General features: G+C 62.7%; 12 protein-coding genes. 3 read left to right on the plus strand and 9 right to left on the minus strand.

Annotated elements, in window-relative coordinates:
* The 3 genes from G1C95_RS02950 to G1C95_RS02960 are packed head-to-tail and all read right to left on the minus strand — an operon-like array spanning nucleotide 1 to nucleotide 2,758.
* Nucleotides 1-918 (minus strand): DUF3801 domain-containing protein, encoded by a 918-nt coding sequence (locus G1C95_RS02950; RefSeq protein ID WP_169171418.1) that lies wholly within the window; start codon nucleotides 916-918, stop codon nucleotides 1-3.
* Between the two features lie 29 nt (nucleotides 919-947).
* Nucleotides 948-2,381 (minus strand): relaxase/mobilization nuclease domain-containing protein, encoded by a 1,434-nt coding sequence (locus tag G1C95_RS02955; RefSeq protein WP_169171419.1) that lies wholly within the window; start codon nucleotides 2,379-2,381, stop codon nucleotides 948-950.
* A complete protein-coding gene (locus G1C95_RS02960; RefSeq protein ID WP_169171420.1) occupies nucleotides 2,363-2,758 on the minus strand; it encodes a MobC family plasmid mobilization relaxosome protein in 396 nt (131 codons plus the stop codon). Before G1C95_RS02960 ends, G1C95_RS02955 begins: the two co-directional genes overlap by 19 nt.
* Before the next feature lie 255 nt (nucleotides 2,759-3,013).
* On the opposite strand from G1C95_RS02960, the gene G1C95_RS02965 reads away from it, so the two are divergent.
* Entirely contained in the window at nucleotides 3,014-3,445 is a 432-nt protein-coding gene (locus G1C95_RS02965) for a hypothetical protein (RefSeq protein WP_169171421.1), read from the plus strand.
* 160 nt (nucleotides 3,446-3,605) lie between these two features.
* On the opposite strand, the gene G1C95_RS02970 is transcribed toward G1C95_RS02965, so the two are convergent.
* The 6 genes from G1C95_RS02970 to G1C95_RS02995 form a co-directional block, all read right to left on the minus strand.
* Entirely contained in the window at nucleotides 3,606-5,312 is a 1,707-nt protein-coding gene (locus tag G1C95_RS02970; protein WP_169171422.1) for a glycosyltransferase family 39 protein, read from the minus strand.
* On the minus strand, nucleotides 5,309-6,442 hold the full coding sequence (locus G1C95_RS02975) for a glycosyltransferase family 2 protein (RefSeq protein WP_169171423.1): 1,134 nt from the start codon (nucleotides 6,440-6,442) through the stop codon (nucleotides 5,309-5,311). Before G1C95_RS02975 ends, G1C95_RS02970 begins: the two co-directional genes overlap by 4 nt.
* 246 nt (nucleotides 6,443-6,688) lie before the next feature.
* Nucleotides 6,689-7,063, minus strand: a complete 375-nt coding sequence (locus G1C95_RS02980; protein WP_169171424.1) for a hypothetical protein — start codon at nucleotides 7,061-7,063, stop codon at nucleotides 6,689-6,691.
* Between the two features lie 97 nt (nucleotides 7,064-7,160).
* On the minus strand, nucleotides 7,161-7,835 hold the full coding sequence (locus tag G1C95_RS02985) for an ABC transporter ATP-binding protein (protein ID WP_169171425.1): 675 nt from the start codon (nucleotides 7,833-7,835) through the stop codon (nucleotides 7,161-7,163).
* Between the two features lie 14 nt (nucleotides 7,836-7,849).
* The gene (locus tag G1C95_RS02990; protein WP_169171426.1) at nucleotides 7,850-8,920 is read right to left on the minus strand and encodes a hypothetical protein; all 1,071 of its coding nucleotides are present in this window, start codon (nucleotides 8,918-8,920) and stop codon (nucleotides 7,850-7,852) included.
* Complete coding sequence (locus tag G1C95_RS02995) at nucleotides 8,917-9,804, minus strand: ABC transporter permease (protein WP_169171427.1); 888 nt, start codon at nucleotides 9,802-9,804, stop codon at nucleotides 8,917-8,919. Before G1C95_RS02995 ends, G1C95_RS02990 begins: the two co-directional genes overlap by 4 nt.
* Before the next feature lie 265 nt (nucleotides 9,805-10,069).
* On the opposite strand from G1C95_RS02995, the gene G1C95_RS03000 reads away from it, so the two are divergent.
* Nucleotides 10,070-10,828, plus strand: coding sequence for a response regulator (locus tag G1C95_RS03000; RefSeq protein ID WP_240947378.1), 759 nt, complete (start codon nucleotides 10,070-10,072; stop codon nucleotides 10,826-10,828).
* Nucleotides 10,804-12,000 carry a histidine kinase gene (locus tag G1C95_RS03005; protein ID WP_236036893.1) on the plus strand — a complete coding sequence of 399 codons (1,197 nt, stop codon included), beginning with the start codon at nucleotides 10,804-10,806 and terminating at the stop codon, nucleotides 11,998-12,000. Before G1C95_RS03000 ends, G1C95_RS03005 begins: the two co-directional genes overlap by 25 nt.
* Nucleotides 12,001-12,006 lie beyond the last annotated feature (6 nt).

Genomic DNA, 12,006 nt, shown 5'->3' on the forward strand with positions numbered 1-12,006 from the left:
CTATCTGGTTCGAGAGCGGTCGGGTTTCCGCGTTGCAACCGGCCGCACCGGCTTGCCCGCGAGTTTGCGCTCGATCCGCGCGCGAAGTTCCGCGAGTGTGTCGCGCCGGCTGATTTTCCGTTCTCCACATCTCACAGCAGGTTTCGGCGAGACCGGAGCACGCGGCTCTGACGGAGCAGGTTCTGGCACGGTCCGGCGATTGGTCTCATCGGCAACGGTCTCAGTCTCGCCATGTGCAGTCAGTGGTGATACGGCCGGGGATTGCGGCGGTTGACCATCGTCCGGTATCGGCTGTGTGGATTGTTCCGCCGCGACTTCCGGGGATGCCTCGTCGCGCTGCTCGGCCGTTGCGGTCGGGACACGCGATTCCGACTGAGCGGCATCGCGATGCGTTGGTGATGATCGCTCGGGTTCCGCCGGCGCAGGCTCCTGCGGTTCGTCCCGGTCCAGTTCCGTTGCCTGCTGCGGCTGAGTGTTCTCGCTTCCGCGCCGCTCGGCCGGCTGCCGGCCGTCGATCCGCAGTTCATAGCCGACATCCTGCAGCGCCCTCCGCACCGCGTGCGTCACATGGTCGAGATCACGTCCCTCGAAATGAATCCACGTTGACTGGCCGTCACGCTCCACCGAATACCGCACGCCCGCACGGCGCAGGCTGCGCGCCACCGCACGCGCCTGATGCCGCTCCAACTCGACCGCGTGAACGTCACCGCCGGCCAGGCGCTGCAACCGTTTCTCGCTCATCCTCCCGGTATCGCGGCCTCTCCGTATCACGCCGCGCATCGCCGACAAGCCACGCCCGCCCAATCGCAGAAACCAGCCGGCGGTCTTCTCTCCGACCCGCAGCGCGAAACCGCCACCGGCACGGCTGACTCCCATAGCGATCTGCCGACCAGTGTCTTCCAATCGTTCCTCGATCATCGTTGATCCTTTCCATATATGAACCGCATCTATTCGGGTTGGCGGATGTGCCGCCGCTGCTTGACATGCTGAGCCTGAGCACGCACGCGACGCAACGTGTCCAGTTCGCGGGCCAACTCGTCGAGTCTGCGTTCACGCTCCCGCAGTTCGACTACGGCATCGTCAGACAGCGGCCCGCCGCCGTCCGTGTCGCAGACCGCGACCAACGCCGCCTGAAACGCTTCCCGCTCCTCCTCGATGCGCCGCGTCGTTTCGGCGATCGCATCATCCACCGCGGCACCACTGGCAGCAAGACGGCCGGCCGTATTCAACTCGTCCGCCAGCCGGTTCAGCTCATCGAGTCGTCGCGCCTGCATCGCATACCAGCGGCGCTGCGCATCCGATTTGCCGATCGCGACCGTCATCCGCTCATGCACAGCGGGCTCCAGCCGTGTGGGTGGACGGGAGAAGTACCCGTACAGGTCCTCCACACGCACCTGCTTGGCGTAACGGCCTCGCCGTCCCGTGACGACCTGCTGCGATGCCGCCGGCAGGTACGCGCGATACGTGTCCCCGTCGCGCACAATACGTGTCAACGGAATCGTGATCAGCAGTCGTCGTCTCGTGCCGGGCAGCCACACGCGTACCGCGTTGTCGGTTTGTTCGGCGATCATCCGTCGGTTGAAGCTGATCGGCATGACCGTATGCCGGCCGATGCGGGCCATAACGTTCAGCTCGTCGTAGGCGCGTCCCAGTTTCACGTCGCGCACCCGCAGTCCGCTCGCCATGTCCGTAAACGTCAAGTGCCGGCCACGCACGACGACAGTCACGCCGGCATTGTTCAGCTCTCGCACAAACGAATCGAAATCGGTGGAGGCGCCTGCGGCCGTGTCGATCGCGGCGCGAATCCGATCCTTGACCGCGTCGCCTTTCGCCGACGCATACAGTTCCGCGAAGCTCACGCCATGACGGCGCCGCTCTCGTGCCGGTTTCGGTTCGGGCAGCACGTTCAGTCCGGATTCCCGGCACAGCCGGTCACTGATCTCGCGCAGTCTGCGTATTGTCGCTCCCGGTTTGGTTCGCATCTTATGGAATGTCACGTCACTGGCTGCGCAGATGATGATGTGGTTATGCGTGTGCCCGCGATCGACGTGCGTGGCGATCACGTACCGGTATTCGCCGCCGGTGAACTCGTCGGCGAACCGTATGCCCAACTCATGCAATTCCCGCGCGGTCACGCGTCGGCTGTCCTCCGGGCTGAACGATTGGATCACATGATGCGCAAGCACGCCGTTGGCTCGATTCCCGCCGGCCGATTGTTCGACCGTGGCCATCATGCGCCGCGCCAACTCCGCGGGATTCGTCGCATCGTCGCTGAAGTTCGCCGAGACCAGAGCGCCATGTTCGGTCTTGTCGGGATTGGCGATATAGGCGATTGCCTTGTGCAGGGTGACGGTGATCTGACTCATGTTGACGACCGCCATCGCGCCGCCTCCACCGCTTCGTCACGCTCCCGGCACATGCGCAGTAGCAACGCCGTCAGCTCGCGCTGGCCGTCCAGCACGCGCGTCATATCGCCGCTCGTGATCAGCCCGGTCGCGTTCGCCACATGGGCGATCTGGTTGATGTTGTTGCCTATACGCGCCATGTCCGCGCGAACCATGCCGGGATCCAATGCGACCGTGACCATGACCGTATGCGCGTCGATCAGCAGCGCGCGGGCATGGGCCGAAAACGACAGTACGCCGCCGCGAGACCGTTTCACCCGCTGGTAGAAACGATTCGCCTCGGCCCACTCGTCGGGAGTGAACGTGACCGTCTTGCGACGACAGCGATTGGGGTGCGAGTCCTGCCAGCTCATGGCCATCGCCTATCGGGTCGCGGGTGTCCCGCAGCGGATGCTCTACAGGGAATCCACGCAACCGTGCGTACGGTTGCAATGCTTGCTATTCCCCGACCTGACTCAAAAATCAATCCGGGACCACCACCTGAACACGCCATGACTAACCTCGATTCCTAACGCCGACACCGGCGATTGAACCGCATCATTACAGCGCTGATGGTCGCGCAAGGATAATCACGTTGCGGCACGAGCGCGCAGCCAAAGGAGGCGAGGATGGCCGTCGGAAACCGTCGCAAGGAACGCGCCGACTGGGTACGCAAATCACTTGAAGAATACAGGGCTCAGCTCAAGGAACGGGAGAATCGTACCGCGGCGCTGTACGATGCACTCACCGATTTCACCAGAGCGTTGGACGCCGTGCGACCGCTCGTGCAGGACTACACCCGCGACTACGGGGTATCGCGCCGTGAGATCGGCGAACAGTTCGGACTCACGCAGCGGCAACTCAGCGCATTGTTTGAACCGTTGACCGATGCCGATGTGACGGTAGATGACGCGGAACCACGGGCGCTCGTAGCAAATGCGACCTCGATTGGCTCAGCATCGCAACTGGATTCCATGTCCGTTACCTCCGTTGGGCCAGTGCCTACGCAGATAGACTATTTGTCGGATCGACCGCAGCATGTCTACTTATCGCATTGCTAACGGCGATGACAATTAGATGGATCAGCTACTGGCGACAACTGTTATGCCATTCGTTCAGTATGGACTTATCGTGTGCATCAACGTCATACTGTTCCGTGATCGCCGGCCATGATGTCAATCAAATCGGCAGATGTTGCGAATCGTTGATTTGCTGTTGGGATCATCGATGGTAGGTGACGGCCGCGTTCGCATCGCGCTTAATGATGCTGTTTTGCGTCCATTGGTCTGCCGCGTCGCCGAGGAGCCTGTCGTAGTGGCGGGTCGTCGACCATGACAACAAGGTGAATTGATCCGCATTGAGATCGCCGATGGTTCTTAACTGGGCGGTGGAGCCGTGCAGCGGCGCGTATCCGCCTCGCGTGGGGACGTCGTCGGTGTCGAGGAAGTAGTAGTACGGGCAGTCGCGGTAGTACCAGTACGCGTCGATGTACGTGTACTCGTCCTGCGCAACGATCGGCTGCGCGGCAGAACAGACAACCTGCTGGCTGAGTGCGGCCGATCCGGGCGTATCGTTGCGGTCGAAACTATGGTTGCCGCGTACGCCGTACACGATCGTTCCGGCGGCCAGCATCGCGATCATCGCAACATAGAAGATCATTGCGGCGCGACCACGTAGCCGATAGGCGATCACGCACGCCAGCGCGAGCGCGGCATAAAAGAACGGCGCGACTACACCCAGATAGCGTACGGAGAACATGCCGTATCCGCCGCTGAACAGTTCCTTGACGGCGGACCAGATCATCAGCGACGCCGCCGGCACGGCGAACAACATGACGATTAGTTGTGCGGCTGCAGTGAACTGCTGTGATGCCGGGGATTGGTTGTCGGACCGCGCGTGAAGCAGTTGTTCCGCAATGAGCACGCCGGCGATCGATGTCATTGTGGCCGCGACCAGCAGCGAGACGATCGACGGCAGTTCCGTTTCCGTCATGCCGAGCAGCATGATGTCGACCGCGTTGGCCACGCCGGACATGTTCGCGCGTCGGCGAACCGGAGGCAGCACGGAGCTTGCGCTGAGCTGACCCAGCAGCGCCGGCATCCACGGTAAAAACAGCACAGCCGATGCGGCATAGGCGAGCAGCCAACACCACGCGGACAGTCGGCGCATGCGCCATGAGCTCGCGGCGAGCCAGATCGCATGCGTCAGCCATACGAATGCGGTCAGATACAACGTCAGCATGCCGAGCGCGACGGTCACGGCATACGCGCACCACCATGCGATGCGGCGACGGCGATCGTGCGACCGGCAACGGTCTCCCTGCCGACCATCATGCCCGTCGGTCTCACCCGCATCCGCAACGCTATGCCGACGGTTGAACGGCTCGATCAACCCGGCCGCGCGCATCAGCATCGCCGTGCCGGCCACGGTCAGCAGCATCGCCGGCGAGTACATGCGCAGTTCATAGCCGTAGCGCAGCATGAATCCGCCGCACACCAGCATCGGCATGCACGCCGCAGCGGCATGGTCGCCGAACAAATCGCGCATCAGCATGATCAGCACGAACACGGCAAGACCAAGACATACGCAATTCGGCAGTCGCAGCAGCGCGATATTGCCGCCGGCGACGGGCATCCATTCCTTGAGCAGCAAATAGTACAGCGGCGGATGCGCATCGACGGCGGTGAGCGCGACCAGCTTCCGCACAGGCCGATCTGCCAGGATCAGCGAATACTGTTCGTCGAACCACAATGACTGGTTGCGGCCCATCAGCCAGCTCAACACGGTCGTCGCCAGTGCGCAGCAGGCGGCCAGTGCGGGGATCGAGCTGCGGATGGCGGATACGATCCAACCGGCATGTCCATCATCGGTGCTTTCACAGGCACGTTCGGCATTCGGAGCGACGGCTTTATCCTTCATCTTGGTCATGCCGGTATCTCCCCGTCATGCGCCGGACGGCCGAAACGGGTATTGTCGGCATCGCGGACGTTGATGTTGCCGTCGCGCACGATGTAGTTCGGCCGGCGTTTGGATTCGAGGTACGTGTTCGCCAGATACCGGCCGATGATGCCCAGGCACATCAGCTGCAATCCGCCGATGAACGTGATGATGCACGCAAGCGACGGCCAGCCAGCCACCGGGTCGCCGAACACGGCCGCGCGAACCGCGATGAAACAGGTCGCGCCGAACGCGACGACGCACAATAGCAATCCGATGTACGAGGCCACGGCCAGCGGTACGGTGGAGCATGAAATCAGTCCCTCGATCGCATAGCGAACCAATGCGAAGAAGTTCCAGCTGGACTTGCCCGCGGCCCGGCGCGTGTTCGGATAGTCGATCCACGCCGTGTGGAATCCCACCCACGCGTACAGTCCCTTGGAGAACCGGTTGCGTTCGGTCAGCGACGTCAATGCGTCGACGACCCGGCGTCGCATCATGCGGTAGTCGCGCGCGCCATCAGGCACTGCGACCGGCGACATGGCGTTCATCAGACGATAAAACGCATGCGCGCACAGGGATCGGATCGGCGGCTCGCCCGCGCGTGTGGTGCGTCGCGTCGCCACGCAGTCGAGCGTCGGGTCGTCGGCCAGCATCGCGAACATGCGCGGCAGCAATGACGGCGGGTCCTGCAGATCGGCGTCCATCACCGCCACGACATCACCTTGTGCGGCATCCAGTCCGGCGAGCAGCGCGCCTTCCTTGCCGAAATTACGAGACAATGACAGCCAACGAATCGCAAACGGTAAGGCGGCGTGCCCGTCGTCGCCTTCCGCCGCACGCTGCAGCAGCGCCGCGGTGCCGTCCGTGGAACCGTCGTCGACCAGCACCAGTTCGACCGTCGTACCGGGATACCCCGCTGTGATCTCGCGGACAGCCTGCGCGGCGGACGACAGGAATAATGGCAGGCATTCCTCCTCGTTATGGCAAGGCACGACGATAGACAGCGTGACCTGCCGTCCGGGACATGCGCCGCCCGCGGAATCCACCACAGTACAAGATTCGCGTGTCTCAGAGGCATACGCGGTACGACACTGCCGTGAATGCTGTTGATTGACCATGATCATGCCTTCTTCCCCTCGGCGAGGCGCCGCCTTGCGCCCGCCATATACCCACGTCCAATACGATTCCAGTGTGCGTTCACCGAATCACTGAACATGCCTGTACCGCCCCTGATTCAGCCCCTAATCACCGTTCCAGGATATAGGGGACGACGTAGGGATATTCCGAACGTTGGCTCTTACGCTTTCTTTGTAAGCCATCGTGGTTCGACCGCGACGATGTGAATCGTCATGCCGGCAAGATAATCAGTAATGATGGGCATGATCGGGTCCTTTTCCGGCATTATGCCGGTTAAGGGGCGCTTGCACGGCGGCGACGCCGAACACGGACTGCACGCAGAACAGTCCCATGAGGAACACGAACGCAGCGGGACGGTATGTGCGGTAGAAATCAACCATGTCCGGTTGTGCGTATGGCATAGCGATGGTGTACACGCAGCCGGTAAGCAGGGCAACAGATAGCGAGCCAACCAGTAGCGCGATGACGGCGAAACGCAGTCTTCGCCGGTCTTCGCACGCATTCGCAAGCCAGCGAAACGCCAGCGTGATGCAAATGCTAACCAGCAGGCAGCACAGTAGCCCGTATGTGGGCAGCATATCGATGATAAGCAGATCCTTCATGGGAGATCCTTTCAGATCAGGCATTCATTGAATCCATGCACGCTCCGCAATCGCAACGTCATGTCAAGCAAACGCATGACATGACGTTGCCGTTTCTTCAGAGGAACGCGCCGTCTCGCATGGTGAGGGTGGTGTCGCATTGGGCTGCGACTCGTGGGTCGTGCGTGGCGAGGATAAGCGTGGCGCCTTGCCTGCATTGCGCGAGGAGCATGGTCATGATGGTGTCGGCGGTGTGCGTGTCGAGTGCTGCGGTGGGTTCGTCGGCGATGATGATGGCCGGGTGCATCACGGTCGCCCTGGCGATGGCGATGCGTTGCCGTTCGCCGCCGGACAGTTGCTTGGGCATGCGTCGCGCCTTGCCGGCGAGCCCGACTTGTTCCAGCGCGGCCGTGGCGCGTTGCTTGCGTTCGGCGCGCTTGATCTTGGGTTTCGCGTATTCCATGGGGATGGCGACATTGGCCCATGCGGGCTCGTCTTCGAGGATTGCGTAGTCCTGCGGGATGAAGCCGAATATGCGGTTGCGCCATGCGGACCGGTCCTTGTCGTTTTCCGGGGCCGGGTGCCCTTGCAGGAGCAGGGAGCCGGAGGTGGGTTTCATGGACAGTCCGATCATGCGCAGCAGGGTGGATTTGCCGCATCCGGACGGTCCCATGATGGCGATCGACTCCCCGGCCGAGGCGTGCAGGGATACGTCGCGCACGGCGAGGAGCTGCGCCTGCCCGTCCGTGTATCGTTTGGTCAGGTTTCTGGCGTCTATGGTCGTCTGTGGCATGGTCGCTGCTTCTTTCATTGGATGTGTGTGGTTGCGCGTCGCACGGCGATCGTCCAGACCAGGATCGCCATGGCGAGGATGACGGCGATCATCGTCCGGGATGCGGTGGCCACCGGTTCCCCTATCAGCTGGAAGCATGCCAATGCCACGGCGGCGGGCAGCAGCATGCTGAGGATGAGTCCGGCGACTCGGACCGCCTCGCCTACGGCGGCGGCGCCGTAGAGCCGGCGGACGAGCATCGCCGGCCGCTCCCGTGCGAGGGTCACGGACAATGATTGGATGATCACGATGACGGTGAGCGCGAGGAAGGCGGACAGTCCAAGCAGGTACATCAGCGCGCGCACGATGAGGTCCCTGTCCCGTTGGGGCTGTTCCGTGTTCAATCGGTGCGGCACGAGTATCAGGCCGGCGTCGCGGCTTCCCGCGATGAAACCGTCGAGCTGGGTCCGGGACGGGTTGAACATGACCGTTTTGGTCACCGCCTCCTCGAGTTCGATGTCGTTGAGCCGGTTCAATGAGCCCGGGTCGAGGCGGATGACGATGGTCCGGTCCAGGTTGATGCCGGCGGTGTTCGGGTCGAATATGGCCGCCGAGGCCGGCAGCGTGCCGGATACCTTGACGTCGACGCCGGCGATATGCACGATGTCTGGCGCCTGCGCCCGGTCCACCCGGTAGCCGACGGACGCGCAGGGCGCATGGGCGCACAAACCCAGCCGGGGGAACACGTCATCGACGTTGCCCATCAGGACGATGGCCGGTATGCCGTTGGCGAACCCGGGATCGTCGATCTCGACGTTGTTGACGATCGCGGCGTACCCCCTGCCCTGTTCCAGCATGTCCCGCAGGCCATCCGCCACTTTGGGGCTCGTCTTGCTCGGGGACTGCAGGAGGTATTGCGGGGAGAACGTGACCGCGTCGACGGCCCGCAGACGAGCCTCGCCGCCGATCACGCTGGACTCGGTCAGCACATCGCTGAGCGTCATCGTGAACACGCTGCCCGCAAAAACGACGAGGAGCGTGATGCCGAGGATCGACCCCCATCGCCTCAATCCCATGCGGACGCCGGTCATCAGTTCATGGATCATCGTTCCACCTCGTCATTCGATCGTATGCCGAGCCATTCAGCCAACGCCGTCACAAGCGCCGTCAGGACCGTGCCGCTGATAAAAGCTGCGGCGAACGCGGCCGCCGGGCCGATGCCGGTCCTGCCCGACACCACGGTGATGAGCACGGCGCTCAACGCGGTTCCCGCCAACACGCCGGCCACGATCGGGACAACGGCCTCACGCACCCGGCCCGCCCACACCTGCCTGCCAGTGGCGCCGAACAGCCGCCTGACATGCAGGTCCGCCTTCCTCGCCGTCTCCATCGTCATGACGCACACGCAGGCGCAGACCAACGCCAGTGCCAGAAACAGCAAGGTGATGCCCACGAAGGAGTCACCGGCGAGGGACGACCGCAACGACTGCTCCTGCGGCCGGGTCACGTCCATGCCGCAGCGCGCGAACAGGTCCGAGATCTCCCGGAGCCGCTGCGGGTCGCTCGTGTTCACATACACGCTGCCGGGAAACAGGGAGACCGCCCCCAACGGGAGCACATACTGCAGGTTGCCGCCGACGTTCACCCCCGGAACCCTGACGACACCGCCGACGGAAAACCCGGCGGGCAATAGCGGTGCATCCCCATGCTCACGCCATTGCCCGGCCGAGAACGACGACTCGATCACACAGGCCACGCGACTGTTCATGTTCCGGCATTCTTGCGGAAGCGCATCGGCCCATCCGATGGAGGACCCCGACGACTGGAACACGATCGCCGGCCAACCGTCCCCCACGGAACCCTCCACCAAGGAAATACCATGACCGGAAAGATACTCGGCCAGATCACGAGTCGCCTCAAGACTCTTCCCGTCGTCGTGCCCGGCATCCGCCGAGGCGGTCAACACCAGTTGCGTCTTCGCATCGGACATGCCCCATTGCGATCCACGCCAATCAAGAACGCTCCAATACACAGCCCACGCAAGAAACGAAGACAACACACCCAACAGCAACGACACCACGACAATGGAGACACGGAACCCATTCGGAGATGACCTACCCATACGACGCCCTCCAACTTTGTGCCGGGAACATGACAGCCGTCCTGACGATCGATACCGAAGCGACCGATCCGGCCAGCTCAATGCATTACATACCCCTGCGCATCGCACCCGCAACATCATGTCAAGCAAACGCATGACAGCGGTGCCGTTTCATACCGGGGAGCCGATGGCCGCCGGCGGTACAGTGGGTGTCATGGGACTTGGGAACAAACCGGACGCGGCGAACGCGATCCGCATCGGCGTGTTGGATAATGATCCGTTCGCATTGGATGCGATGTGCGCGATGATCGCGGCCATGACTCGGGATTTTCACGTCGTGTGGAGCACGGAGTCGCCGGCGGTGGCGATCGAACACTGCCACAACGCGCATACACGGCCGGACGTGCTCGTATTGGACATGGCGTTGGGTGGCATCACGGGCGCGGACGTGTGCCGGCGCATCCGGCGCAGGACGGGCGAGGTGGGCGTCATCTGCGTCACCTCGTATTCGACGGACGTCTACCGGGATGAGGCGATCAAAGCAGGCGCGCAGGGGCTGCTCGCCAAGGAACGACTCAAGACCGACATCGCCGACGCCGTGCGTCAGGCGGCTGCAGGGGAACCGACCGCCACGCAGGCCGAGGCGGGCTTCAGTGACGCGGCATCGGCGCATGCGCTGCTGTCCAGTACGGTGCCGGCGAAGATGTCCGAGGACATGAAAGACTCATTGTCGTCTCGTGAGAAGGACATCCTGCGCCTGTACGCGCAGCGCCTCACCACCGACGAGATCGCACAGCGGTTGGGCATTGCCAAGGGCAGCGTGTTCACGTACGTGCATCGCGCGGCCGACAAGCTCGGCGTGACCAGCCGCAAGGAGGTGCTGGAGGCATGCGCCAGATACGATCTGCTGTAAGTCGATTTATTGGACGGCTGGGCTCGGATAACAGCCATCCGGTCATCGCGGCGTCATGCGTGCTGCTGGCTGCGGCCCTCATCGCGGAATACATGACCCGGGCCGCGACGGATGCCGCCGCAACGGTGAACGTGCAGCATCTTGCACTGGTCCTGGTGACGCTCGTCGGTCTGCTCGGCAGCATGTTCCGCCCGCAATGGTTCCTGTGGGCGGCGCTCGTGGCCGGAGAGATACTCATGCTGGCGATGCCGATGATCACACCGCTTGCCGTCATCATCACCTGCACGGGATTCCTCGCCTATCTGGACACCTGGTCGGGCGCGATCGCCACCGGCATACTGCTCATCTCCACCACGTTCGGCGTCGAACCGAGCAGCGGCCGTCTTCTGGTGGCGACATTGCAGAATCTCGCGTTCTATTGCTTCCCGCTAGTGACCGGTCTGTTGCTGCACATGATGCGCCAGCGCGATCATGACTCGTATCTGCTGCGTCGCCAGCAGGAACGCGAGGACACGGCCCGCAATTTGCATGACACCATAAGCAACGACCTCGCCTATCTCATCCTGCGCATCGACCACACCGAGACCAGCGGCATGCCCGCCGGCGAACATGAATACCGTCGGCAACTTCGGGAACTGCGCGACGCGGCCGATCGCGCCATGACCCACACGCACGCAGTCATCGACTCACTGGAAACACAGCCAGAACAGCATTCGCCGCTGGAACCGTCGGAATCGCAAGACGGAACACCAGCACCAATTCCATCTGACGATCCCGTTACCGTACAACAGGCAGAGCTGCAATCCCTAATCGACGACGAGGAGACAAAACTCGAATCGCTCGGCTTCACCGGCGACAACCTGCTCGGCGAGTTCCATCATCCGCTCTCCCCCGGCATGATGCGACTGCTCACAGGATTGCTGACGGAACTCTACGCGAACATCGCCAAGCACGCCGACCCGGCCGAATGGTACGCCGTCTCCATCGGCTTCGACACTGAAGAACTCCACATCTCCGTCAGCGACACCACCTCCGAACATGACGGGAAACTTGGATCGGGCAGCGGCCTCAACCGTTACCGCACCATCATCGAAAAAGCCGGCGGCAGCTTCACCATCCGCACGGAACAGCGGCACTGGCAGCTGGATGCCGCCATCCCCAACAGGGCATGAACCATC

It is taken from the genome of Bifidobacterium oedipodis (assembly GCF_012932425.1).
Lineage (GTDB): Bacteria > Actinomycetota > Actinomycetes > Actinomycetales > Bifidobacteriaceae > Bifidobacterium > Bifidobacterium oedipodis.

What these genes read in the sequence shown, in the direction of transcription:
- G1C95_RS03005 (WP_236036893.1), top strand. Translation starts at nt 10,804, where the DNA reads ATGCGCCAGATACGATCTGCTGTAAGTCGATTTATTGGACGGCTGGGC.
- G1C95_RS02965 (WP_169171421.1), top strand. Translation starts at nt 3,014, where the DNA reads ATGGCCGTCGGAAACCGTCGCAAGGAACGCGCCGACTGGGTACGCAAA.
- G1C95_RS03000 (WP_240947378.1), top strand. Translation starts at nt 10,070, where the DNA reads ATGACAGCGGTGCCGTTTCATACCGGGGAGCCGATGGCCGCCGGCGGT.
- G1C95_RS02975 (WP_169171423.1), bottom strand. Translation starts at nt 6,442, where the DNA reads ATGGTCAATCAACAGCATTCACGGCAGTGTCGTACCGCGTATGCCTCT.
- G1C95_RS02960 (WP_169171420.1), bottom strand. Translation starts at nt 2,758, where the DNA reads ATGAGCTGGCAGGACTCGCACCCCAATCGCTGTCGTCGCAAGACGGTC.
- G1C95_RS02990 (WP_169171426.1), bottom strand. Translation starts at nt 8,920, where the DNA reads ATGATCCATGAACTGATGACCGGCGTCCGCATGGGATTGAGGCGATGG.
- G1C95_RS02970 (WP_169171422.1), bottom strand. Translation starts at nt 5,312, where the DNA reads ATGACCAAGATGAAGGATAAAGCCGTCGCTCCGAATGCCGAACGTGCC.
- G1C95_RS02995 (WP_169171427.1), bottom strand. Translation starts at nt 9,804, where the DNA reads ATGTCCGATGCGAAGACGCAACTGGTGTTGACCGCCTCGGCGGATGCC.
- G1C95_RS02980 (WP_169171424.1), bottom strand. Translation starts at nt 7,063, where the DNA reads ATGAAGGATCTGCTTATCATCGATATGCTGCCCACATACGGGCTACTG.
- G1C95_RS02985 (WP_169171425.1), bottom strand. Translation starts at nt 7,835, where the DNA reads ATGCCACAGACGACCATAGACGCCAGAAACCTGACCAAACGATACACG.
- G1C95_RS02950 (WP_169171418.1), bottom strand. Translation starts at nt 918, where the DNA reads ATGATCGAGGAACGATTGGAAGACACTGGTCGGCAGATCGCTATGGGA.
- G1C95_RS02955 (WP_169171419.1), bottom strand. Translation starts at nt 2,381, where the DNA reads ATGGCGGTCGTCAACATGAGTCAGATCACCGTCACCCTGCACAAGGCA.